Below are 24,433 nucleotides of genomic sequence, written 5' to 3' on the forward strand. Positions count from 1 at the left end.
GCTTTAAGGTCGTACGTCATCTCCATGGTAGTCCAGAATGCCGGCGCTCCGTAATAGCTAATATTGTGCGCCTCCGAGACCCGCCACAAATCGCCAGACTCATCATATTCTTCCGACATCACAATTTGCCAGCTGTCTTCATCCACGTAAAACACACGGCGATCGTAGATGTGCTTGATGCCGGTACGCCGGGTGGCCTCCACTACCCACACGCGATGCAACTCATAACGGGCCAACTGTTGGTTGATGTGGCCAGCACGAATGACATCGTCAGGTTGAACCGATTGATCATGCAATTTGTAGGCATTGTAGGGCACAAACATCTCACGCTTGCCCTTCAACTCCCAGTTGTACTGGTTTGGCGCGCCGTTATACATATCTTTCTGGTCTACCGAGCGCAAAGATGAGGAGTTTGGCAGGTCTGTCTCATAGGCAAGGTTCGGTGACCGTCTCAAACGCCGGGAGCCCGAATCGTAGCGCCAGGCCAGCCTTGGCGAACGCACCTGGTCGAGAGTTTCATGTACAAGCGTTATGGTGCCAGCCAGGTTAGACGGTGAAATGGTATCTGTTTTCAGGTAGAAAATTTTGTTGTCGATATCTTCAAGCTCAGCGTCTTTCTTACTGTAAGCAAAATAATAATCATACTGGTTGACTACCGGGTTGTAGGAACCATCAACCTGCGGCGTGGCAGACGCACTGCGGAATGACACCTCTTCGCCACGGTACCGAAGAATGTGATTCCATATCACCTCCAATCCGTTTTCAGGGATAGGGAACGGGCTGCTCATGATGGCGTTGCGTACACCGTTGCCATTGTCCAGAACCTCGGCACTCAATGCATTCTCATAAGATTTTTTGTATACCTGTTCCGGAAAAGCAGCAGTACGGCGAGTTTGGTAAACCGGCATAAAAAAATCCGGGCCATACTGACTTAGCATCTGGACAGAACCGTCGGAGAGCTTGTCTTCATAAAGATGCATATTGTCTGCAGTGATCACGAACATGGCCTGATCTTCTGGAAACGGGTTTACTTCTGTCTCGCCTTTGCGCCAGTTGGCGGGAGCCTCATACAGCCCGCCGGTCCACCTGGGAATGCTGCCGGAAGCATTGGCTGCGCGCTCAGCCCCGATCGGTGTTAAATCCTGCTTCAGCCGTTCAGCCTCAGACACAGTTACTGACGCCAGCGCCTGCCCGGATAACCCGCACATAAGCACTGCAATACATGCCACAAATTGGCTTCGCATTCCTTACTCCTCCAGACAGTCCAAACCCCGTATTTGACGGTAATCTTCTCTAAATTCAAACGACCGTTTCAAGTTAATGTTTGTGTTTTATTGTCACGCAGACACAGGACCTAAGGGGTAAAGAAATCTGTGGGTTAAAATGGTACACTGGTCGACTTATTCAGGCGCCTAATTTAAAGGTTATTTGAAATGTCACCATCGTTTTTCGAGATTGTACAAATGAGCAACGGCGATTATGCGCTTCGGCGCATCGACGACGACAGCGCGCCGCTGGTCAAAATTTCTTTTTCTACGGAAGCTCGCGAAATGATGGAAGATCGCGATATGTCTGTGGCCAAGGCAATGATTGCCGCCGGGATAGAAGCTGCGGGTAATATTACGCACGATATCGATTGGGACGACGACGAGCTGGACGCTTCAGACGCTCAGCCCGCATACACTCTGCATTAACATGCCGCTCAGCGTTGCCTGAGCACTACACCATGGCTATTACCCTCAGCGGCTGCTTTTTGTAGGGAATCGAAAGCGCTTTTGCCCAGTTTACCTGTCCACATGACTACTGCATGACAGGTGCCCGCACTCAAAGCAATCTCTGCTAGCTGGCGGGCCGGGTATTCTGCCGTGGAGCGCAAAACCAGAAGCTCCCCTGTTACGATACCGTGCATTGTTTGCCACTTGCTAACCAGCGACTGGGGCGGATCTATCCATGCCAGCCAACGCTTCTCCTGGTTGAGCTGGGTCAGCATGGGCAGTAGTAACTGGAAGTTCTCAACCTGCCCTTCCGGCAAAATGATTTCTGTCACGTTGCCGGCCGGCGTATTGCCGGCAACGCCTGGTTTATGCCTGGCTCGAAGAACAGTGCGCTGCTTCCGGGCTGAGTACTCTGACGCCGGGCATGGTAAAACACCCTGCTGCCAAGCTGTATTCTGATTGAAGCTAAGTTGTTCCATAAATCACCCGTTTTTTATACGTCTGTTGTTATGTCAGCCAGGTCAGTGCAGGTCAGAGCGTCGGATAACCCCCACACCCAGCCCTTCAATGAACAGCTCCTGCTCTTTCAGATCGACCTCGATAGGCTCGAACTCTTCATTTTCGGCAATCAGATACACCTTCGAGCCTTCTTTACGGAAGCGCTTCACCGTCACTTCCTCACCCACCCGGGCAACCACCACCTGGCCATTATGAATATCCTGAGTGCTGTGTACCGCGAGCAAATCCCCGTCAAGAATGCCGATATCCTTCATACTCATACCCCTGACACGGAGCAGATAATCAGCAGAGGGCGAAAAAAACTCCGGCCTCAGCGCACAATGGTCTTCAACATGTTCTTCCGCCAGAATCGGGCTGCCCGCAGCTACCTGACCAACAATCGGCAGCCCGGGATCTTCAGCCACTTCGGGCAAACGAATACCCCGGCTAGCTCCCGGCACCATTTCAATAGCGCCCTTGCGTGCCAGTGCCCGCAGGTGTTCCTCGGCAGCGTTAGCCGAGCGGAAACCCATTTCCGCGGCTATTTCTGCACGGGTGGGCGGGTAGCCGGTGTCATCGACATACCGGCGAATAATATCCAGTACCTGAGTTTGTCTTGCTGTCAGTTTCATTGCTTCGCTGCTCCGCTTTTTGCATGCAAGGCTGTACATGCTGGGCCTGACATCTGATGGCGTATACAGTGAACCAACCATCCTGTCTTTTTATACAGTTATTTGACTATATACAGTGTTTTATCCAGTGTAAAGCCACGCAGGCTATTTTCTTGCAGCCACTTAACCATTGCCTTTTCGGTAGTGTGATAAGGTTAAAAGGATCTTACATTCATGAACAGTGAGCTATATGAACCACGCCACCTCCTGTAAAATGCCGGACATACTGAATACCAGTGATGGAAAAGAGCGCCGAGTGGGTGTTGAAATTGAGTTATCCGGGCTTGGTTACCAACAGCTTGTAACCCTGGCTGCCGAGCTTCTTGAGGGAGAAGCCACACCAGAATCCCGCTATGTAAGCAAGCTTGCCACGCCCCTGGGGAACTTTATTATCGAGCTCGACTCGGACCCCATCAAGGATCTGGATCTTGCCGACGACCGTTTGCCGCAATCCCTTCGTGAACTTGGCGGGCAGGCCATGGAGGTTATTGATGCGGCAGCTGAACGCATTGTGCCACTGGAGATTATTAGCCCGCCCGTGCCGTTTTCCAGGCTCAGCCAGATTGAAACCCTGATATCCAGGCTGCGCGGAGCGGGGGCCCAGGGTAGTAGAGAGACCATTTACTTTGCATTCGGGCTACAGTTGAACCCAGAGTTGCCCGACCTCAAACCAACCACGCTAATCCGCTACTACCAAGCTTTTGCGGTTCTTTATGACTGGTTAAAGGCCCGCCATCAGCTGGATATCAGTCGAAAGTTCACCCCCTATATTGAGCCCTGGAGCAGTCGCTACACAGATTTGCTGGTTACCGATGACTATGCACCAGACCAGCGTGAAATGATGGTGGACTATCTGGAATCGAACCCCACCCGCAACCGCGCCCTGGATTTGCTGCCGCTATTCGCCTACCTGGACAAACCACTACTGGATCAGTATGTGAAAGACCCTCGTATCAAAAGTCGACCAACGCTGCACTACCGGCTCCCGGACTGCGACATCGACAATCCTGAATGGCAGTTCTCTACTGTATGGAATGATTGGATCGTGGTAGAACAGCTGGCGAACCATGCCGAGGATCTGGCGGAACTGCGCGGTTTATTCCGGGACAGCAGAAAAATCAGCTTACGCAACCTGACCCGAAGCTGGCAGGAAACTTCAGCGAACTGGCTGCAAAGCAAAGGCTATGTCTGAACAGCACTACCCTGAAGACAGTCCCCCTGGCCTGACTATCGGCATCAGTGGTCCTGCCCGAAAGCGTGTCGCACAACGCTTGATAGGCCTGGGGCTGAGACTGAAAGGCGCGCATACCTATTACATTCGCCCGGGCGCCCAAGTGGATGTGTCGTTACTGGACGGGCTGGTGCTTTCCGGAGGGACTCATGTTCACCCCGAGAGGTATGGCCAGGAACCTCAAGTAAGCGCTCGTTATGACACGGCTCGCGATGCGACCGATCAGTCGCTGCTGGAACAGGCCGAGGCCATCGGCATTCCTGTGCTGGGCATTTGCAGGGGGGCGCAATTTATCAACATATTCCATGGTGGTTCTCTGTGCCAGAACGTTACGCCCCTGCGCGTGAATACCCGGCATCGGCCCCTGCTGTTTCCTATGCAAACCGTTCGCCTTGTGGCCACCAGCTTGCTGGGGCAGATAATGGGTGCCCCGGTTATCGGAACCAACCGAATTCACAGCCAGGCAATCAAACAGCTGGGCAAAAACCTCAAAGTCGTGGCGGTGGATAATGATTTGTTTGTGCAGGCCATCGAAAGCACCCGTGGCCAATGGTTGATGGGCCTTCAGTGGCATCCCGAGTATTTGCTTTATCACAGTGGGCACAGACGCATCTTTGGCCAGTTCCTGCAGGCGGCACTCACCTTCAAGCTGCGCCGGCTGGAACCTGAAACCGGCAAGAACCAGGCTTAAAAATCCCGGGTATAAAAAATATCCAGAGAGGCCGCCAAACCACTGGCAGCTTCAAGATAGAAATACTTTCCCAGGTCGTAACGCAGCGCAACAGTGCTGATGGGCTCAAAAACCCCGACGCCGTAGCGAATGCTGAGGTCATCGCTCAGATAACCGCTCGCCACAACCGATGTGTCGTCACCGCTGCCTTCAGCCTCCAGCGTTAGATTTCGAATGCCGAAGCCTTCGCCGATTTTCCCGGTTACCTTATTTACCTGCGTCAGCCCCAGCGAGATAGCAGCCTTGCTCATCTGTCCGTCATCACTTTGCCCTCTGGGTGCCCGCCCGAGAATCACATAAGACAACGCATCCGACTGCGGCATATCCGGGCTGGAGAACACCTCGGTGGTGGGCGACTGAACGGGGCCACTCAGACGCAACCCGGCCACAACCGAATCCACTTTGCGCACGGCCTCTATATCCAGGTATGGCTGAACCAGGCTACCGACAAACAGTATTCTTGCGCGGCGTAGTTCCAGCTCCTGACCATAGGCTTCAAACCCGCCATTAACCAATTGCAGCGTACCCCGGGTATCCATATCGTTACCGATCCTCAGGGAGCCTTCGAGATCGCCGGTGACACCAAACGCGGCGAAGCTGACCCGATCGTCGCCGACAACAACGGTGACATCCATATCCAGAGACTGAATCAATGGCTCTTCCGGCTCGACTCCCACAATGACCTCATCGTCGGATACCGAAACAGCCTGTTCAGGCAGCCCCTCTATTGATATGTCCCCTCGGGGCACGTCAATTCGACCACTCACACCGAGGGCGCCGTCGCGGAAAGCAATGGTAAGATCCGGTGCCACTTCCAGTTGGGCATAGGGCTCTATATTGAACGGCAGCCTGTCCCCGGTGATACGTACCTCGCCACCGGGCGCCTCATGCCAGTCAACCTCACCCTCAATAAGCGTTTCACTGTGATCATTGCTGGCAATCCGCCCATGGATATCTGCCGAATAGCCATTAAGCTCAACGCTTACACCGACTTCCTCCATCGGTAGAGGCAGCCGGGTGTCCACCACGCGGCCGTTGGCCAGCGCAACTTTGCCCTGCACCGCCGGTTTCATCAGTGGCCCCGAGATCGTGCCCTCACCGTTCACTTCGCCGGCCACTTCTTCAAGCCCGGTAAACAATCCGGCCAAGGCAATATCGAGACCATCCAGCTTGAACTGCCCCTCCACCGTGCGCTCTTTCGCCATTGGGTCCAGCGCCATGTCCACCGCAAGCTGTCCAAGCTCCGGGCCAGACAATCGCACAGCAAGGTTGGCCTCGTCTGGTGCAAGATCCAGCTCTGTCGTCAGGGTGTTATAACTCAGGGTTTCCCACTCACCATCAAGCTGCAGCTCAAAACGCCCGTCGCTGGCATCTATCGCTATCCGGCCGTCGGGGCCGTTATCCGTGAGGGTAAAATCAATCTCGCCATTGATACTCGAATACCACCGCAGTGATTTGGGTAACACCGGGCTCAGCGCTTCGGCTGGAAAACTGTCTATGCGGTAGGCAATACTGGGCACAGGCAGCAGAACCTGGTCGTCCGCACACACAGAGCTTTGTTTCCAGTTCCAGCAATGAGCTGCAAAATGCAGTTCTCCGCTGGCCGCATAGGCCAGTTCAGCCGGCGAGGCCAGCACCCAGTCCTGATCCTGCCCGGGCACATCAATCACACCACGGGCAAGCTCACCTTGCCAACTGTTCCAGGCTTCACCAGCGCCCCCCTGTAGTGCCAGCTCAAGGCCCGCGTCGCTTTGCTGAACCTTAACGGCAATCTGATGATTCTTTTGTGTTCCCTGGGCGGTAAGATTCACTGACTGGATATTATTCCCCGCCACGGTTATACCATTCGCCTGCAGATCACTGTCGAGCTGGAAGCCAGACTGCAACGTCGCATCCAGGTTCAGTTCTTCAATCAGCAGCAAGTCCTCCCAGCGCAACTCTGTGGCTTTGGCTGCAAGTTGTCCACGGGGATCGTCCGGGGTTCCTGAAAGGGTAAACTGCAGATCTGCCTCGCCGCCCAGGCCCGGCATGATTTTATCCGGGCTCGGCAATTCGAGGTTCACTTCGGCCTGTAACTCACGGCCCCAGGACCCACTACCCTCAAGACGGTTATCGCCAATAACCAGCCTCAGTTCCGGCACACCCCAGTCTCCGGCTGAGGTATCAAGCCGGCCCGAAGCAACCGTGGGATTTGACCTCCACTGGCCCTTCAGATCCCAATTTGCCTGCATTGCCGGTACCGGGCCATCAGTCATTTTACCCTCAGTGGTTACATCGCCACTAAGGTTCGCCTCCAACAATGGCAACCAGTAGCCCGGGTTGAAATTTTCAAGCTCAAGTGCCGCCTGCCATGATAAGGGCCCGGAAAAATCAACGGCTCCGTTACCAGAAAGGGAGCCTGCACCTGTTAGCGCGGAAAGCTCCGTTATGCGAACCCCGCTGGTGTCGCCATCCACCACCGTCGCTAGCTCGGCACTGCCCTGGGGACCCTCCACATCGGCCGTCAGGCTGGCCTGATAATGCCCATCACGCCATGACGCATCGACATCCAGCGTGCGCAATGCAACGGGCGGCTCGTCTATATCGGGCAGCAGTGAATACCAGGGAAAATGCCGCAGTTGTCCCTTCGCCTCTGCGCTGAGGCCATCTTTCCATTGGGCGTTGCCGGTAACGACAAGGGTTTCAGGTTCCGGCGAGCTGCCTGACGCGTTTTGCGTCGCAAGTTTCAGCCGAATATTCCGGGCATCTGCAGTGGTAACACGCCCGTCCAGTGTCAGACCGACCGGCCCTTCCGTCCCTGGCAAGGTCGCCTGAGCCCGTGTGTTAAAGCCGTTTTGCAGGCTACCCGTGGCCTCAACAAACCAGTCTTGCAACACCAGGGTTTTCGGCAGCGCTTCGGCTGCTCGAAACCGCTGTGAAGATATCCGTATGCTCGCAGGCAAATCCGATGCCAGGGGCTCAACCTTGCCTTTCAGTTCTGCATCCAGATAACCGCGGCTCTGCCCTGCTACCGCCAGATCCCGAACGCTCCCCGAAAGCAGCAAATCAATAGCCCAGTTATCGCCATAGGGTGGTGGCAGGTTCGCGTTTACCTCAAGATTAATCGGCCAGTCCCGCCGGGTTTCCACACGGCCGGAGGCCAGCACGGTAATATCGTCAAGCTGGTAGGAGACCCGCTCAAGCTGCCAATCCGTACCCGACCCGCCAGCATCCAGCTCAAGCCTGTCCCACACTTTGCTGCCATTGAAAGTGAACCTGCCCAGCCGCACATCGTCAATCCGCAATGCCAGCGGTAACTCAAACCCCGGCAGGTTGATGTCCTCAGCCGGCCCTTGTTCCTGATCTTCCTCGGGGGGCTGCAGGTTAACATCCAGCTGCTTTACGTGGAGCGTATCCAGACACAGTTGTAAATTAAACAAGCAGGAAGGCGACCAGTCCACACGGGGAGATTCCGCCAACACATCCACTCCATAGCCCCGCCATTGCAGGCTATCTGCCTGCCAGTTTCCAAACAGGGAGCCTTGATCATTCACAGCCTCAAGCCCGGGCACCTGGTCAATCACCCAGGCAGTGCCGGTTTCAGAGCGCAGTGCCAGCAGAACAGCCACCACAAGTAACACAGGAAGGAGAACGAACAGGCCAAGAAGCAGCAACAGCCAGAAGCGGAAGCGACCTCTCCGCCTGCGCTTGGGCGGCTCGGCTTTATCGACGTGTTCGTTGTCTCTTTGCGCGTCCGTCACAACTCAGGCCCCATCGAGAAGTGAATCCGCCATTCGCCGCCAAATTCAGGATTAAGTCCCTTGGCGACATCCAGGCGCAACGGCCCCAGCGGGCTGATCCAGCGAATACCCAAACCGGCGCCGGTCGCCAGAGGATCAAGCAAATCGTTAACAGCGTTGCCATGATCTACAAACAGCGCGGCGCGCCAACTGTCGGCAAACTCATACTGATACTCGGCACTGCCCGCCATGATGTAACGGCCACCCACCGGCACACCGTTATCATTTTCTGGCGAGAGCGTTTGATAACCGTAACCGCGCACACTTTGATCGCCGCCGGCAAAGAAACGCAGCGAAGGCGGCACATCGGAAAACTTGTTTGTTGCAACACCACCGAACTGAAAGCGGGCCAGCAACCGGTGCTTTCCCGCAAGCGTAATCAATCCCTTTGCAATCGCATTCACATGCAATATGTCCACGCTCGACAGGGCTGCACGGTGCGCACCGCTCAGGTCAAACTGCAACCGGTAACCTTGCGACGGATCAAGCGGCGAATCCGCGTGTAGTTTGGAGTAGCCTATGCCCGGCAACAGCAGCTTACTGGTGCCCTTCTCATCGTTACCGATATTGAACTGCTCACCTTCCCAACGCATGGACAAGACTTGCAGCCAACCATTATCAAATTGATGCTGCCACTGCTGACCAAAGGTGAGCAGTTCGGATTCAACGTTTTCGATATCTTCGTGCTGATACCCGGCAGTCAGGCGGATTGAATCGGTCATTGGCGGATCCAGCGGCAGCTCATACCAGCCACTCACATTCTGCCTGGGCGCGGAGAGCTCCGTTTCCGCGCCACGGGAGTGCCCCATACGGTTCACCCAGTGTTCACGCCATGTGCCCCGGAAACGCGGGCCTACGTCAGTGGAAAAGCCCAGACCAGTGGCAATTGAACGGCGATCACGCCGGGTCACCCCAACGCCCACCGGAATCACGCCATCGTCCGCGCGCCTCGGGGAAGCATCTATATCTACCCCGGCAAAGTAACCGCTGCCAAGAAGATCACTGTTGAGCTTTGCAATTTCGTCAGCGTGGTAGGGAATGCCTGGCTCAAACGTAACAAAATCCCGCAACAGGTCGATTTCAAACCAATGCCCTTCTTCAAAGGTCACATCGCCGAGTTGGTAGCGCTCGCCGCTTTCAAACACCAGAGTAACGTCGGCGGTCAGGGCTTCCGGATCAACCTCAAGCGTATGGGTAACGTATTGCCCATCAAAGTAGCCGCGCGCTCGCGCACGGGTCTGGAAGGCATTTCTCAGGTTTGTATACTCCCCATGATTGAGAATATCGCCTTCCGCAGGGTGCTCCGGGAAATTATCAGAAAAGCCAGGATCAGAAGCCGCAGCGCCGCGGATTTCGACGGTTCGTGAGTTGACCCGCACCGGGTCACCCGGGGTAATTGCAAGGCTTAGCAAAGCCGGCTCGTCCCCGGCGCTATCTTCTACTTGCCACTCAACCACTGGGTTGTAATAACCTAGCGCGCGCAATGCTTTACTGGCCTGATCGACCGCAGTTGATGCATAACGCCGGAGGTTGCCTGCACTTCGGCCTTCCACCTCGCCAATAAATGCCTCAGCATTTTCCTGCAGCCCTGGGTAGTCGCCATTCACGTGAACCTCAACCTGACCGGCAAAGCCTGAAGAAGACCATAGAGCAACGAACAGGCCCAAAAGCCGAATTGGATCCAATTTCAACATATGATCAAGTGATAGCATCCGGCTGCTTCAATGCAAGTTGGGACAGTAGTGATTATCGCTTAAGCGTGAGAGTTTAGCGCCAAGCGGTCAAGTTAATCTGCACTCAGGCCAGTCGTCGGCTTGATTCAAATACGCTAACCTGTCGAAATATCAGAGAGCCTATTACCTCACAGCATATAATGACAGAGGATGGATACCAGCGAATGCTGAAAATCAAACTCGAGAACCTGAAGTCCAGCCACCAGCTTAGCTGGTTTCTTATCGACTTTGTGATGCTGGGCCTGCTGATCATCAATCTCGGGTTCATTATCTGGGATTCCGTATACAGCTTCGTTGCTATCCAGAATGTACTGCAAGACAACCTTCCAACACTTCAGGCGCTTTACCACCCAATCCATGAGAACTTCATATTTTACGATGCGATGTTCGTGGCGGTTTTCCTCACCGAGTTTTTTGTGCGTTGGGGCTATGCAATCAGGGCTAAAGTGTATGACCGCTGGTACTTCTACCCCTTCATTCACTGGTATGACCTGATTGGTTGTATCCCTGTAGGAAGCCTGAGATTCCTGCGGGTTTTAAGGGTAATCTCGATTATCTATCGCCTGCATCAGTACAAAATTATTGATGTAACCGGCAGCAGCGCTTACCGCTTCGTGAACTTCTACTACGAAGCCTTCATGGAAGAGCTTTCGGATCGCATCGTCGCCAAGGTTTTGAGCGGTGTTCAGCACGAGATAACGCTCGGCTCGCCGTTGTTCGAGAAAATCCAGAACGACATCCTGTACCCACGGCGCAAGATGCTTTCAGAATGGATTTCAACCCGCGTAGCAGAAGCGGCGCAAGAGGGCTACGTACCCAATCGCGGTGCCTTGAGAAGCTACCTTGAAGCCAGGGTTGACCATGCGCTTGAGCAGAACGTGGAGCTTTCACGGCTAAAATACCTGCCAGTGGTGGGGTCCACCATCAAGGACACCCTGGAAGACGCGGTGGGCGATATTGTTGCCAATGTTATTCAGCAGATTCTCGAAGACCTGGCCTCTTCGGAAAATCACGGGTTTATTGAAGACATTGTAAATGTCTTTATACGCGGGCCCGGCGCATCGGAAAACGAGCACGAAAGAAACGACGCACTGATCGCGTTGATCATCGAAATTATCGAAGCCATAAAAGGCCAGGTTAAAGTCAAGCGTTGGAGGGAAGAGCTTCCCTGACTGGCACACCTGAAGGCGCGCCCGGGAGGGCCTGGCATTTAGTGTGCAGGTTTTCGAGCACCCACAGCACTCTCAACTATCCAAAACGATCCTTTTATTTTCGTGAATAGGTACCATTCTCATTGCAATCACAAAACATTCATCTATTATATTAGTTAACAGAAGATGGGAGGTGAACCATGAGATACCAAAGCATTCTTGGCAACTGCAACGAAACAACCATTGGCCGGATGGTCGAGCAATGCCCCGAAACATCCAGCGTCTTCCAAAGCTACAGCCTGAGCGTAAGCGAAGACCGGAGCAAAACCGTACAACAGGCGGCAGCGCAGGCGGGTATTGCGGGGAACACCCTGTGCCGGCAATTATTCGATGTATGCATGGAGCACAAGCCACTGGAAGAAATGGAGACAGATACACTACTCGAACTCCTGAGCACCGAGTATGACGCCGTTCACCTTCAACAGCTGCCGGCCCTGCATCGCCTGGCGAGAAAGATTGAAGCCGTGCATCGCGCCAGTCCAGACGTACCCCTGGGGATCACCCGTGCTGTAAAGCAGTTGGAGCAAACATTGGCGGATCACGTAAAGCGGGAAGAGGCCTATGTGCTGCCCCGGCTGGAGAATGATCAGCCACCCAGCCCCGACACACCTATCGGCCAGATGAATGACGAGCATGAAGTCATCAAAAAACAGCTCAGAGGGTTGCGGGAACTGACCCACAACTACCAGGTGCCAGAAGCAGCCTGCCGCTCATGGCGCCGGTTGTATGATGAACTGAAAGCCCTGGACTTCAGTTTGTCGGAACAAATCTATCTCGAGCGGGATATTCTGTTCCCAAGGTTCCAGTTCTGAGGCGTTCAGGGTAAAAATCTATTGAACGAAAGCCCGGACACAGAAAGGCACGGGTAAGCCCTCCAAGAGCTTACCCGTGCTTGCTAATGTAACTCTCATAAACACTAATCGATGTTTGCAGGCAATCCCGATAAGCCGCGCCATACTGATTACCGCCAGACTCTGCCTCACGAATGGCGGCGGCATACTGCCGGGAACCCTGCTGGGCAAACGCAACGGCAGCCGATACCCCGTCCCGTCCCGCCACAAAAGCAAGACGTTCCCACTCTTTGGTTTCTGCGTCGCTCATAGGGCTCCCATCCCGGTGGTCATTGTTATTTCAATGGCTGATGCAACATAGCCGGTGTGCGCTCTTCCTCCACAATACCAGTCCTGACCAAAAAATCACCAAACCGCTCTTCCGCAGAACGATCCTGCTGATACGAACGAAACAGTGGCCGCAGCTCCTCCAGTACCGTGTCTGTATCTATGTTCTCCCGATACAGCCTGTTCATACGCTGGCCTGAAAAATCGGCCCCCAGATAAAGATTGTATTTACCCGGAGCCTTACCGGTCAGCCCAATCTCACCCAGATACGGGCGGGCGCAACCGTTTGGGCACCCGGTAATGCGCAGGTTAATCGCATCAGCTTCCAGCCCTTCCTCCGCCATGGTTTGCTCCACGCGGGTGACAAAGCCTGGCAGAAAGCGCTCAGCCTCAGCCATAGCCAAGCCACAGGTGGGAAAAGCCACACAGGCCATGGAATTCTGGCGTAATGGCGTGCTGCGGTTGCCAGCATCCAGCTTGTATTCCTCTACGATGGCATTCACCGCGGCCACTGTTTCCGGAAGCACGTTGGCGACCACCAGATTCTGATTACAAGTAATACGAAAGCTGCCACTGTGAACCTCTGCAATTTTACGCAAGGCGGTTCTTAGCAGCCCGTTTTCAGTATCTGCCACCCGGCCGGTGGGAATAAGCAGCGTCAGGTGCTGGTTGCCATCTTCGCCTTCTACCCAACCAAACCGATCGCCATTACGGCTGAGGCTGAAAGAGCGCGGTTTTTCAAAAGCCTGCCCGTGGTACTGGGCAAACTGTTGCTGAAACCAGTCCATGCCATGGTCATCAATCGTGTACTTGAAACGGGCGTGGGCGCGGTTGGTGCGGTCGCCGAAATCCCGCTGAATGGCACAAATGGCTTCGCAGGCATCCACAATCTGCTCTTTCGGCACATAACCGGCCATAGTCGCCAGGCGCGGATAGGTAGCCGGGTCGCCATAGGTTAAGCCCATGCCACCGCCAACCACTATATTGAAGCCACGGATTTGCTCGTCTTCAATAATAGCGATCAGGCCTATGTCGTTGGCGAACACATCACAGTCGTTCTCCGGCGGCACCGCCAGCGCAATTTTGAATTTACGGGGCAGGTACTTATGGCCATAGAAAGGCTCCTCTTCTTCGCCCAACTTCTCAACGCACTCGTCGCCCAGCCAGATCTCCGCGTACGCCGCCGACCGCCAGCGCAAACGCTCACTGATCGCCAACGACAACTCGTGTATTTCACCGTGCAGTTGCGACTGGTGCGGGTTCACGTTACTGATCACGTTACGATTAACGTCGCCGCAGGCACCACGGCTATCCAGACCCAGGGCATTTATTTTCTGCATGAACGGCTGCATCTGCTCCTTGAACACGCCATGAAACTGAAAGGTTTGTCGCGTGGTCAGGCGCAGGGTGGAATCAGCACACTCGTCGGCAATCCTGTCCAGCCCCAACCATTGGTCTGTGGTCAACACGCCACCCGGCAAACGCAGGCGCACCATAAACTGATACAGAGGTTCCAGCTTCTGTCGCCGGCGCTCATCCCGCACTTCCCGGTCGTCTTGTTGGTAAGAGCCGTGGAACTTGGTCAACTTGGTGTCATCTTCTGGCAAGGCACCGGTGGTACGGTCAGCCAGGCCTTCCAGAATGGTTCCGCGAAGGTAGTTGCTCTCACGCTTGATTACTTCAGCTTCTGGCAGTTTTTCACTCATTAGTACACATCCCGCAAATAACGTTTATCCCGATTTAGCTGGCGCAGGTAGTCTTCGGCTTGTTCCGGGTTAAGCCCACCGTGCTCACTGACAATATCCAGCAATGCCTGATGCACATCCGGCGCCATCTTGTCGGCATCGCCGCACACATACAGGCTCGCGCTCCGTTGCAGCCAGGCCCACACATCGGCCCCCTTCTCTTTCAGGCTGTGTTGCACATAGCGTTTTTCAGCCTGATCCCGGGAGAAAGCCACATCCAGCCGCGTTAACAAGCCATCGCGGCGCCACTTGAGCCATTCCGCCTGATAAAGAAAATCACTGCGGAACCGGCGATCGCCAAAGAACAGCCAGTTTTCACCCTCGGCCTCGCGCTCTTCGCGCTCCTGCAAGAAGGCACGAAACGGCGCAACGCCAGTGCCCGGGCCAATCATAATCATCGGTGCACTGTCTTCGGGCAGAGCAAACTTTTTATTCGGGTCAATATATACCCGAACCTCATCCCCCTCAGCCATACGATCCGATAGCCAGGCAGACGCAACTCCTTCGCGATCCCGGTCGTGGCTTGAATAACGCACGGCGGCCACGGTGATATGCACTTCATCGTCCACCGCCGCCTGGCTGGAACTGATGGAATACAACCTTGGGGGAAGCTTGCGCAGTAGATTAACCAGTGCCTGTGGTTCCAGCTTTGCGACTGGCCAGGCCTGAACCAGATCCAGAACATCTCGCCCTTCTGTCCATGCCCTCAGCTCGCCGCTATCGGCGACGAGTGCATTGAGGTCATCGGCACCCACAAGCTCCGCCCAGTGTTTCATCAGCGGGGGTGTCAGCAACGTGACTTCACGATAAAAGGCCAAAGCTTCACGCAGCGAGATTTCATGGTCATCGGCCGACACAGTCTGTTCGCTGTCAAAACCCAAGGCACTTAACAGTTCGTCGACCAGAGCCGGGTTGTTTTCCGGATAAATACCCACCGCATCCCCGGGGTTGTAGGTAAGCCCCGAGTCTTCCAACGATAGTTCAATGTGTCGCACCTCTTTATCAGAGCCACGCCCACTCAACAGCTGGTTGGTCAAAATAGCGGCCGCATACGGGTTCTTGCGGTTGTAAACCGAAGCAGGTGCCTGCTCTGCGCCCACCGCGTTGGCAGCCGCCGGCTGGCTGGCGCCGGCTTCACTGGCAATGCTTTCCAGTACCCGGTTAATCCAGTCTTCCGCCAGATCCTCATAGTCCACATCGCAATCCACCCGCTCTGCCAAAGCGGTTGCACCCAGGGCGGCCAGGCGATGGTCAAAATCCTGGCCGGTTTTGCAAAACTGCTCGTAACTGGAATCACCCAGCGACAACACGCTGTAACGAAGACCTTCCAGCTTGGGTGCCTTCTTGCCATTAATAAACTCGTGAAAATCCAGCGCATTGTCTGGTGGATCACCCTCCCCCTGAGTGGACGTGAGCACCGCAAGGTACTGCTCCTTCTTCAGCTGCTTCGGTTTGTAGTCCGCCATGTCCACCACCTTGGCAGACACACCTTTATCTGCCGCGCGAGCCACCAGCTGTTGTGCAAGCTCTTCGGCGTTGCCGGTTTGCGAGCCGAACAAAACCGTCAGTTCAGGCGCTGCAGAGGCAGGCGCGCTCGCGGCTGCAGCCGTATGACTTGCTGCGCCTGCTGAGCTGCCAGAGCATTTGCCGGCAAGAAAGCCAGCAAGCCAGAAAAGCTGCCCTTCATTTATGTCCGTAAGAAGGTCTGCCAATCGTGCTTGCTGATCCCCTGAAAGAGGAGACGAGTTCAGATCTGTCGTCATGTTGGATGATCCGTGTGAGCTGTAAATAAATGGTTGCGTTCAGATACACCTGAATAAAACCTGCACACACTCTAAAAACCAGAAAATGAACGACAAAATGGAATAGACAGGACAAATAAATCGAATAAATCGATTTACAAGCCATCTAGCTGATTTTTATAGATATTAAACATATTCCAAATAACTATAAATGAAATGACCTTAATCATTTCCTGGAATAACGAATTTATTTTAAGCTACCGCCACTTAATTTCCATACCAGGGAGCCACTGAACATGCTCCTTTAAGGAGTTGTTGTAATGTCTGAGAGCACATCCTTCCAAACCCATCAGGTAGTGGTAATCGGCGCGGGTGCCGCTGGTACCAGTGTTGCTGCCTCTCTACTCCGGCAGCGGCCGGGCTTGGATGTAGCCATCGTTGAACCCAGCGATGTTCACTATTATCAGCCAGCCTTTACGCTTGTGGGCGGTGGTGCTTACTCTCTGGCAAAAACCGCACGCCCCCAGGCCAGTACACTGCCAACAGGTGCGCGCTGGGTTCGGGCGGCTGCCCGTGAGCTTCAACCAGAGCATAACCGGGTTGTTCTGGAAGACGGGCGAGAGATTGGTTACGAGGCGCTGGTGGTTACACCGGGCCTTAAGCTTGACTGGGACAAAATAACAGGCTTACGGGAAACTCTCGGTCGCAACGGCGTGTGCAGCAATTACGATCCCTCACTGGCCGCATACACCTGGCAATGCATTCGCCAGTTCCGGGGCGGCAAAGCCTTTTTCACTCAACCCCCTGCCCCCATTAAATGCGCCGGGGCACCCCAAAAAATTGCGTACCTGGCGGCAGATTACTTCCGCAAAAAACAGATATCCGGCCAAAGCGAATTAAGATTTTACGCCGCCGGTGGTGCGCTTTTCAGTGTGCCGGATTTCGTTCCGCATCTGGAAAAGGTGGCCCGCAGGTACAACATTGGCCTGCTTATGAACCACAACCTGGTTGCCGTGAATGGTGACAAAAAAGAAGCCACCTTCCGCTTCACTGACGGTGAGGGAACAGTTCAGGAAATAACCGAATCCTTTGACCTGCTGCACGTAACGCCGCCGCAGTGCGCTCAGGATTTTGTGAAAAACAGCCCACTTGCCAATGCCGACGGCTGGGTAGATGTGGATCAACACACTCTGCAACACGTTCACTTTGGGCGACAGCAGCTCACTGCCCACCTCAAAAACGGCAGCCGCGGTTCGCAAGCAGTCTCCCGTAGCGGTAGCCAACATTCTGGCGCAGCTTGCCAAGGGGCAACTGAAAGCCAGCTACGACGGCTACACCTCCTGCCCCATTGTTACTGGCTATGGCAAGGTGATGTTGGCGGAATTTGTGTATGGTGGCAAGGTAACACCTACGCTACCGCTAAGCCCTTTCAAAGAATCTGCGTTCTATTGGCAGGTGAAGAAGCGCGCTCTGCCTCCATTCTACTTTGACTACATGCTTAAAGGCCGTGAGGGCGACATTGCCCATAAATCACGAGACTGAGTTACGGTAGGCCCCTGCTTCGACTTAGGGGTATTATTGATGTGGACGACATAGCACAAATGCAGTACTTCCTTAGCAAAAAGCCAAAGGATGCTCGCTATTAGGTGATATGTAGTGTGATTTACACTCACCTACAAAAAACCTCAAGCACGCGCACTGCGACTTGAGGTTTTTTACGTGTAAAAGCCGAAAATTACCGGTTAACGGCGGTGGCTACATAATGCGCAACTGCCTTCATCTGCTCCTGGCTGAGCGTTTCTGAAAAATCCGGCATAACACCAATTCCGCCGTTAAGCGCATTAAGAACCTGATCCTCGGTCGGTTGCAGCTCATTAAGGTTTGGGCCTATGGCGCCCGTTGAGCCAGCGTCCCCCAGAGTATGACAAATCGAACACGATGGCTGAGCTTGCTCCGTAAACACCTTTTTACCCTCATCAAACAAATCATCCGCTCCGGCGAGTGTTGAGCACAAAGCTAAAACCACAGCTACTGCAACCTGTCTCATTATAATTTTACCCTTATGCAACATTGACAGTAACACCATGATCTTTCCAACTGGTGTTGCCGTAACCCCGCTCGTTTTTGGTACGCTCAGGGGGCTGTGTATTGCCGTTGCTATCGGTAGCGCGGCTAACGATACGGTGCTCACCCGCTGACATATCCAGCGCCAGCACAAACGGCCGCCAGGCGTAAGGCCCCAAATCCGGCCCAAGGAAGCGAGCTTCCTTCCAGGACTCACCGCCATCAGCAGACACTTCTACCTTGGCAACATCGTGCACGCCGCCAAACGCAACACCATAAATCATGTTGCGTCCTTGACGGGCCTTCTCAAGCGGCGCCGTTATCCATGATTTAACCGACATTTCCCACATAGACGGCTGGTCCGGCGCACCTTTCTCGCCCACATCCCGTATCCGATAACCCGAGGCTTGTATTTTTGCGTCCGTTTGCTCCTTGGTAAAGGCTATCGACTTTACGTATTTCACGTTGTTCACCCCGTAGTACCCCGGGATAACCAGGCGCAACGGGCCTCCATGACTTACAGGCAGTGGTTCATCGTTCAACTGCCAGGCCAGGATGGCCTGATCCAGCGCTGCAACCGGCACAGAACGCTCAACAACCAGCGTCTTCGGGTCCAGCCCTTCTGGCAATTCCTCTCCACCCGTACCAGTAATGTATTTGGCGTCGGCATTGGCACCACCGAGGGTTTCCAGAACGTCTTTCAAAGGCACCCCTGTCCAGACAACGCAGCCAGCCGCGCCTACGCTCCACTGTGTCCCTCCCGGGCCATGGGTAAAAAAGGCCCGCCCATTGCCAGAACATTGAAGCACGGAGGCAACAGAGGTCACACCCAAACGCTTTAATTCGGCCAGCGTGAGGGATTTCGGGTTTTCAACACCCGCAAACGAGACTTCCCACGCATCTGCGTTGGTAACAATCTCTTCTTCGGGAGGCGGCAGGTTATTACGCACATACAAGTGGGCACTGGGCGTAACCACGCCACTGCCAATAGCGCCGCGCTCGGTTTCCATGGTGTTTGCGCTGTGTACGATCAGGGCGGTTTGATCTTTCCACTTGGCGTAATCCGGCAGTGTTTTGGCCTCATCCGCCCTCGCAAGCGGCACGACGCCCAGCAAGCTCACTGAGGCAAGTGCGCCGGCACTACCAACCAATAAACGGCGACGACTGGGGTTCTTCAGGGCGGGATCCGTTACGCTTTCTGTACGGCTATTCGGTGGCATTACCATGATTCGTTCCCTCTCGTTGTTTTTGGTCGAACCTGATAACAGCTTAGCTTCTGGTTAGTGTTTGACCAGAATTTTTTTGATCCCCAAACGCAAAAAAGGCAGACCAGTATGTAACTGATCTGCCATTCTTTTATATGGTAGCGGGGGGCAGGATGGAGGTCACAATCAGTAACTCACCAAGCACCGAATGGACACTCTCAACAGACTTCAGCTCTATCCAAAGACAACCTCCGAGGCGCCACGACGCCTGGTTTCCCATAAACCCAGTAGAAAAATCGTCTATTGCCCCTTTTGTCGATACTCTATCTGTAAAGCTGCCACTCCCTATTCAAACCGCCCTGCGCTCTGCTTTTGTAAAAGCTGAAAACAGCTTGTTCCTCTGGAGTCGTTGCTAGTAGAGCAAATCAGGCGCGCTACCGAAGCACTCAACGCTACTCAAAATAAAGACAGCATCTATTACCACAACAGGCTTGCCCCCCTACTTGAAGGGTATGACACTCCTGCTACCACCAACCTGAATGCAAATATAGATAGCGATTCAGTTCGTAAGCTCATCCTTGATTCTCAGAACGCCCGATCACGACGAGCAATCCCGAGGCCCAGTACCGAATTATTGCTCGCGCGGATCGCCCTGATATGACTGAGGGGGGGGGGTTCTACCCTGTTCCCACGGACGGTTTTCAAACGGCTTGAAACTTCTGACCCTGATCGGCAACTCTACGTTGCATCCAGGAACTATGAAACCGCTTAATATAGTCGAATACATCAGCCCCCGCTCCGTTCTAAGTACTGTAGCACTGGTGATGAATTGTCTGCCCCCAGGGTGTTCCTGACAAAAGCCCGCTGACTCTCGAATGGAATTGTATTGGTCAGGGCTTCGGGCAGAATTTCAACCGGATCCTGGCGGTTTTGCGGTCATAGTGGTCCCGGAGGTCGTCGCCTGAGCCCCAATACGTTGGTATACACAAGCGGAGATACCGGATCTGGATGCGGATGCCCTGGCGTCCGAGCGCACCTTGGCGGTACGCTCTGGGTTCAAGAATGCGCTAACGCGCTGTATTGCGCCCCTTTCTTGCCCTGCTCTCCACTGCAGCCGCACAGGCATGGGATGCTTGGGTACGGGCCAGTGGCGCCTACACTGGTACTGCGTGACTGAGGTCCCCACGCCGCTGGGAGTTTAATGAAGCAGCACATCGTCAGGTCCGCCATCTATACTATAGGAAGAAATTCAGTGCCCTGGAGGAGAATGGTAATGGAAAGGCCTACCAATCTTGAAGGCATCCTGGCTCGCATCGCAAAAGCCGAAAGCGAGGGCGGCGGCTACACCTCTACCAGAGCGGTGGTGAACGCACTGGGGCGCCGCTCCTATGCGCCACTGCTTTTATTGCCCGGACTCGCCACCTTATCGCCTATAGGAGGCGTCCCGGGGGTCCCTACGGTAATTAGCGCACTGATCTTGCTAGTGTCGATGCAATTGCTATTCGGTCGGCGCTCGTTTTGGCTCCCTGAGTGGCTTCTTAATCGCTCCGTCTCTCGCTCCAAGCTGGCAACGTCTCGCCGCTGGATGCTACGTCCCGCTAGATTTATTGACTTCTTCCTCCGTCCACGCCTCACCTTCATGACCAAAGGAGCTGGGGTTTATCTCATCGCCCTTATCAGCATTGTTATAGCGCTGATGATGCCGCCGATGGAGCTTGTACCCTTCTCCGCGATAGGCGCGGGGCTGGCGCTCACCCTGCTCGGCCTAGCCCTGTTAGCGCACGACGGCTTGGTGGCCCTTTTGGGTATCCTTGTGACGACCTCTACACTGTGGCTGCTTTACTCTGGTGTAACCGGGTCTTAGAGGTTCATCTTCACTCAAGTTGGCTGGGCAATACCGCAGGCCTCTCACCGTGGTTGGTAAAGTTTCAAAAGTTCCATCTCATCAACTTCTGAATAAGTCGAGAGGCAATTCAGATGTTTCGCGTCATTCCAAGGCATTGGCCAGCTTGGAAGGCTTCACTGCATGGCGGTGCATACTAGCCCAGGGGTCTTCCTTTTTGGCGAGTCGTCGCTGGATATTGCCAAGAGTATAGCGCTGTGGATGAAGTTTTCTGTCGTCCAACTCTGACCAGTCGAGCGGGGTTGCGACCGGAGCGCCGGGTTTTGCGCGAACCGAATAGGGAGCCACCGCCGTTTGCCCAAAGGCGTTGCGCAAGACATCCAGATACAGGCGCCCGTGTCGCTGGTTGATCCGTTGTTCCGTGGTCAGTTTTTCCGGGTATTGCTCGGCAAGGCGAGTCGCCAGTTTCTGCGCTAATTGACGGACGTCATCAAATGAAGCGTCAGGACGTAACGGGGCAACCACATGCAGGCCTTCAGACCCGGTTGTCATCACATGGGGCGATGCTCCCAGGTCCCGCATGCCTTCGGCAACCCACCTTGCGCCCTCTCGAACCAGTTCGAAATCACCTTCAGGCGGGTCCAGATCAAATACCATCAGATTCGGACACTCTGAGGCAGCCTGCTGGCTGAGCCAACGGTGAAGTGTTATAGCGCCCTGGTTTGCCAGATAGACCAGCGATGCCCTGTCATTGGCGATGACATGTTCAACGTGGCCCGTTTTACCACCATGGTCGATATCCAAACCCTGTAACCAATCCGGAAAGTGATCTGCCCGGTTCTGCTGAAAGAAACCACTCGTGCCGATGCCATCGGGAAAACGATGCAGGGTTAACGGACGCTCCTTGAGATGAGGCAGCATGACCTTGGCCATCTTGTCGTAATAAGTGACCAGGTCTTCCTTGGTGAACTCGTCATCCGGGAACAGGATCTTGTCCAGATGACTCAGGTCAACGGCGTGTTTACCGAAGGTTTGACGAGTCATGAGCGGACTCCCGGGGATTCTCTGATGACGTCTTTGGGCGATTTATCGTCGCGCAACCCGAGAAAGCTTGGGTGGCGCAAACGATTGTCGGCTGTCCATTCCGTGAACGCGATTTCACCGACCAGCTCCGGTTTGACCCAGTGAACGCCTTTACTGTCAGCAGCCTCACTATCCGTAAGCGGAGAGGAGCCGGTCTCGCGTTTAGCTAAGTCAGCGTGCAGCGATTCCACTTCGATGGCAAGCTGCTTGTTGGAAGGATCCAGCGACGGCCCCTTGGGAACAGCCCAGGATTTCAGGGCCCCATCAATCGCCAGGCGAAAATCAAAATGAAGCTGACTGGCATCATGCTTCTGAATCACGAACTGGTTATTCTTTTGGGACCGGCGGTTGCCGATATCATGGGGTCCACCGCTTTGCTGAGTCTTGCGTTTGCGACTGTACTCGCTTTGCCCCTTACTCATAACGTTCTCCCTTACCAAAGAGACCCGACACCAACTATCCTGGTCAGCGCTCGTAGCCAGCGCCTACGAATAGCCGAACCGCCTTAAACGTCCAGCTCTGGATAGTGCCGAAATATGCCATCCTCACTAAAAGTCTGATGACGGTCAGAATCGAGGTAGTCTCTAATATTCTTCCGCTCGCCTACCTGCGCAACTAGCGCTGTGACTTTTGGTATATTGGGTTCCAGGTGCGCCATTGCTTTGGGAAAGGCGTAGCGCAACCCGGCCACGGTCTGATACAGCGACAGATCAATATAAGAGAGCTTGGCGCCCACCAAGTGAGCATCACCCGCCGGGTTATTCGCCAGCACCTGCTCAAAATAACCCAGGAACTTGGGCAGGCGTTCATCATGAAAGGCTTGTGCCCGTCGTCTGGACTCGTCTTTCTGATCTTCGTAATACAGCCCCGTTCCCACGGGATGATGGACGTCGTGAGTCTCGGCCACGAAATCCGTCAATGTGAGTTGTAGGCCGTGGGCCCAAAAACGCGACGCTTCGTCCTCAGGCACCAGTTGCAACCGGGGGCCGAGAAACTGCAGGATATTGGCAACATGAGAAACCACGAGCTCGCCGGCTTTCAGAAAAGGCGGCGCAAACGGCGGGTATGACGTTTCATCGCCGTCGAGAAAAGCGGTGATGGCGGGGATACCCAAGCCGTCCTTACCGGATTCCCGGCCTACATCAATATAATCCGCGCCGGCTTCTTCCAGTGCCAACCGGATAAACTCCCCGCGTCCGGGAATACCCGGCCAGTAGTAAAGTTCATAGAGTTATTGTCAAATCTGGTGTATGACCATCAGGCAGCGTTCCTGTCAGATTGATCTTCCACCTCTATTCCATCCTGAAACTGTACGTTGTCCACGACCAGCTTCAGTTGGTCGAACCCCTTGATCCGCTTCCAGCGCTTTTGGGCGGACTGGAGCAGTTTGAACACCATCGATAACGTGGTGTCGCGGTTGCCGCAAGAGCGGCTTCGCTTGGTTCTCAGTCGCACTGTGGCGAAGGTGGATTCAATCGGATTGGTCGTCCGTAAGTGAATCCAGTGAATCGCCGGAAAATCGTAGAAGGCCAGCAGCTCGTCACGATCCTTCTCCAGGTTTTCCATGGCCTTTGGGTACTTGTCCCGAAACCGCCTCAAGGTGCTATCGAACGCCTTGTGAGCGCTGTCTCTTGTCTCGGCCAGATAGATCTCGTGCAGTGCCGATTTCACCTTTGGCTGCACGGACTTGGGCAGTTTGTCCAGCACGTTAGCCGTCTTGTGGACCCAGCACCGCTGGTGCCGGGTGTCCGGAAACACCTTGCTCAGGGCCTTCCAGAAGCCCAGTGCGCCGTCGCCACCAGCTAGCTTGGGCGAAGGCTCCAGGCCTCTTTCCCGTATGTCCGTGAGCAGCTCTCGCCAGCTGGCTTCGGACTCCCGGTGGCCGTCCTCGACCGCAACCAGCTCCTTGTGGCCGTGCTCGGTCACGCCAATGATCACCAGCAGGCAGAGCCGGTCATCCAGGCGGACGTTGCTGTACACGCCGTCCGCCCACCAGTAGACGTAACGCTTCTGGCTCAGGTCTCGTCGCTGCCAGTCCTTGTGCTCATCAAGCCACTTCGCCTTG

The 24,433-nt window shown here is 54.6% G+C and carries 21 protein-coding genes; 7 read left to right on the forward strand and 14 right to left on the reverse strand.

The genetic code is table 11. The annotated features are described in order from the left end of the window. A partial coding sequence (locus tag ACTHYN_RS13390; protein WP_441812935.1) for a DUF1329 domain-containing protein occupies window positions 1-1,244 on the reverse strand: 1,244 nt, incomplete at its 3' end. 189 nt (window positions 1,245-1,433) lie between these two features. Between ACTHYN_RS13390 and ACTHYN_RS13395 the strand changes: the two genes are divergently transcribed. Then, window positions 1,434-1,694 carry a hypothetical protein gene (locus tag ACTHYN_RS13395; RefSeq protein ID WP_441812936.1) on the forward strand — a complete coding sequence of 87 codons (261 nt, stop codon included), beginning with the start codon at window positions 1,434-1,436 and terminating at the stop codon, window positions 1,692-1,694. 8 nt (window positions 1,695-1,702) lie between these two features. Here ACTHYN_RS13395 and ACTHYN_RS13400 read toward each other — a convergent pair whose 3' ends face one another. Further along, on the reverse strand, window positions 1,703-2,194 hold the full coding sequence (locus ACTHYN_RS13400; RefSeq protein ID WP_441812937.1) for a cell division inhibitor SulA: 492 nt from the start codon (window positions 2,192-2,194) through the stop codon (window positions 1,703-1,705). Between the two features lie 42 nt (window positions 2,195-2,236). Next, window positions 2,237-2,845 (reverse strand): transcriptional repressor LexA, encoded by a 609-nt coding sequence (gene lexA / locus ACTHYN_RS13405; protein WP_441812938.1) that lies wholly within the window; start codon window positions 2,843-2,845, stop codon window positions 2,237-2,239. A gap of 229 nt (window positions 2,846-3,074) precedes the next feature. On the opposite strand from lexA, the gene ACTHYN_RS13410 reads away from it, so the two are divergent. Together ACTHYN_RS13410 and ACTHYN_RS13415 are read left to right on the forward strand one after the other, a co-directional pair. Beyond that, a complete protein-coding gene (locus ACTHYN_RS13410) occupies window positions 3,075-4,076 on the forward strand; it encodes an amidoligase family protein (RefSeq protein WP_441812939.1) in 1,002 nt (333 codons plus the stop codon). Next, entirely contained in the window at window positions 4,069-4,806 is a 738-nt protein-coding gene (locus ACTHYN_RS13415) for a gamma-glutamyl-gamma-aminobutyrate hydrolase family protein (RefSeq protein ID WP_441812940.1), read from the forward strand. Before ACTHYN_RS13410 ends, ACTHYN_RS13415 begins: the two co-directional genes overlap by 8 nt. Here ACTHYN_RS13415 and ACTHYN_RS13420 read toward each other — a convergent pair. Both ACTHYN_RS13420 and ACTHYN_RS13425 read right to left on the reverse strand, forming a co-directional pair. Continuing rightward, window positions 4,803-8,585, reverse strand: a complete 3,783-nt coding sequence (locus tag ACTHYN_RS13420) for a translocation/assembly module TamB domain-containing protein (protein ID WP_441812941.1) — start codon at window positions 8,583-8,585, stop codon at window positions 4,803-4,805. The genes ACTHYN_RS13415 and ACTHYN_RS13420 overlap by 4 nt on opposite strands. Then, on the reverse strand, window positions 8,582-10,336 hold the full coding sequence (locus ACTHYN_RS13425; RefSeq protein ID WP_441812942.1) for an autotransporter assembly complex protein TamA: 1,755 nt from the start codon (window positions 10,334-10,336) through the stop codon (window positions 8,582-8,584). Before ACTHYN_RS13425 ends, ACTHYN_RS13420 begins: the two co-directional genes overlap by 4 nt. 185 nt (window positions 10,337-10,521) lie before the next feature. Here ACTHYN_RS13425 and ACTHYN_RS13430 point away from each other — a divergent pair, with 185 nt between their 5' ends. Next, entirely contained in the window at window positions 10,522-11,529 is a 1,008-nt protein-coding gene (locus ACTHYN_RS13430) for a hypothetical protein (protein ID WP_441812943.1), read from the forward strand. A 179-nt stretch (window positions 11,530-11,708) separates the two neighbouring features. Further along, window positions 11,709-12,380 (forward strand): hemerythrin domain-containing protein, encoded by a 672-nt coding sequence (locus tag ACTHYN_RS13435; protein ID WP_441812944.1) that lies wholly within the window; start codon window positions 11,709-11,711, stop codon window positions 12,378-12,380. A 70-nt stretch (window positions 12,381-12,450) separates the two neighbouring features. Here ACTHYN_RS13435 and ACTHYN_RS13440 read toward each other — a convergent pair whose 3' ends face one another. The 3 genes from ACTHYN_RS13440 to ACTHYN_RS13450 are packed head-to-tail and all read right to left on the reverse strand — an operon-like array spanning window position 12,451 to window position 16,194. Next, a complete protein-coding gene (locus ACTHYN_RS13440; protein WP_441812945.1) occupies window positions 12,451-12,669 on the reverse strand; it encodes a hypothetical protein in 219 nt (72 codons plus the stop codon). Between the two features lie 25 nt (window positions 12,670-12,694). Next, the gene (locus ACTHYN_RS13445; RefSeq protein ID WP_441812946.1) at window positions 12,695-14,392 is read right to left on the reverse strand and encodes an NADPH-dependent assimilatory sulfite reductase hemoprotein subunit; all 1,698 of its coding nucleotides are present in this window, start codon (window positions 14,390-14,392) and stop codon (window positions 12,695-12,697) included. Beyond that, window positions 14,392-16,194 carry an assimilatory sulfite reductase (NADPH) flavoprotein subunit gene (locus ACTHYN_RS13450; RefSeq protein ID WP_441812947.1) on the reverse strand — a complete coding sequence of 601 codons (1,803 nt, stop codon included), beginning with the start codon at window positions 16,192-16,194 and terminating at the stop codon, window positions 14,392-14,394. Before ACTHYN_RS13450 ends, ACTHYN_RS13445 begins: the two co-directional genes overlap by 1 nt. Window positions 16,195-16,493: 299 nt before the next feature. Between ACTHYN_RS13450 and ACTHYN_RS13455 the strand changes: the two genes are divergently transcribed. Beyond that, window positions 16,494-17,663, forward strand: coding sequence for an FAD-dependent oxidoreductase (locus ACTHYN_RS13455; protein ID WP_441812948.1), 1,170 nt, complete (start codon window positions 16,494-16,496; stop codon window positions 17,661-17,663). A gap of 245 nt (window positions 17,664-17,908) precedes the next feature. Here ACTHYN_RS13455 and sorU read toward each other — a convergent pair whose 3' ends face one another. Further along, window positions 17,909-18,220, reverse strand: coding sequence for a SorU family sulfite dehydrogenase c-type cytochrome subunit (gene sorU, locus ACTHYN_RS13460; protein ID WP_441812949.1), 312 nt, complete (start codon window positions 18,218-18,220; stop codon window positions 17,909-17,911). A 13-nt stretch (window positions 18,221-18,233) separates the two neighbouring features. Then, window positions 18,234-19,463, reverse strand: coding sequence for a SorT family sulfite dehydrogenase catalytic subunit (sorT, locus tag ACTHYN_RS13465; protein WP_441812950.1), 1,230 nt, complete (start codon window positions 19,461-19,463; stop codon window positions 18,234-18,236). Window positions 19,464-20,715: 1,252 nt separating this feature from the next. On the opposite strand from sorT, the gene ACTHYN_RS13470 reads away from it, so the two are divergent. Continuing rightward, complete coding sequence (locus tag ACTHYN_RS13470; RefSeq protein WP_441812951.1) at window positions 20,716-21,306, forward strand: exopolysaccharide biosynthesis protein; 591 nt, start codon at window positions 20,716-20,718, stop codon at window positions 21,304-21,306. 123 nt (window positions 21,307-21,429) lie between these two features. Here ACTHYN_RS13470 and ligD read toward each other — a convergent pair whose 3' ends face one another. From ligD to ACTHYN_RS13490, 4 genes are all read right to left on the reverse strand, one after another. Beyond that, the gene (ligD, locus tag ACTHYN_RS13475) at window positions 21,430-22,329 is read right to left on the reverse strand and encodes a non-homologous end-joining DNA ligase (RefSeq protein WP_441812952.1); all 900 of its coding nucleotides are present in this window, start codon (window positions 22,327-22,329) and stop codon (window positions 21,430-21,432) included. Beyond that, a complete protein-coding gene (locus ACTHYN_RS13480) occupies window positions 22,326-22,790 on the reverse strand; it encodes a DNA polymerase ligase N-terminal domain-containing protein (RefSeq protein ID WP_441812953.1) in 465 nt (154 codons plus the stop codon). The genes ligD and ACTHYN_RS13480 overlap by 4 nt, the downstream gene beginning before the upstream one ends. Window positions 22,791-22,873: 83 nt before the next feature. Next, window positions 22,874-23,545 carry a glutathione S-transferase C-terminal domain-containing protein gene (locus ACTHYN_RS13485; RefSeq protein ID WP_441812954.1) on the reverse strand — a complete coding sequence of 224 codons (672 nt, stop codon included), beginning with the start codon at window positions 23,543-23,545 and terminating at the stop codon, window positions 22,874-22,876. A gap of 80 nt (window positions 23,546-23,625) precedes the next feature. Next, window positions 23,626-24,433, reverse strand: an 808-nt coding sequence (locus ACTHYN_RS13490) for an IS256 family transposase (RefSeq protein ID WP_441812955.1), incomplete at its 5' end; no start/stop codon positions are given.

The organism is Marinobacter sp. (assembly GCF_052091845.1).
GTDB lineage: Bacteria > Pseudomonadota > Gammaproteobacteria > Pseudomonadales > Oleiphilaceae > Marinobacter.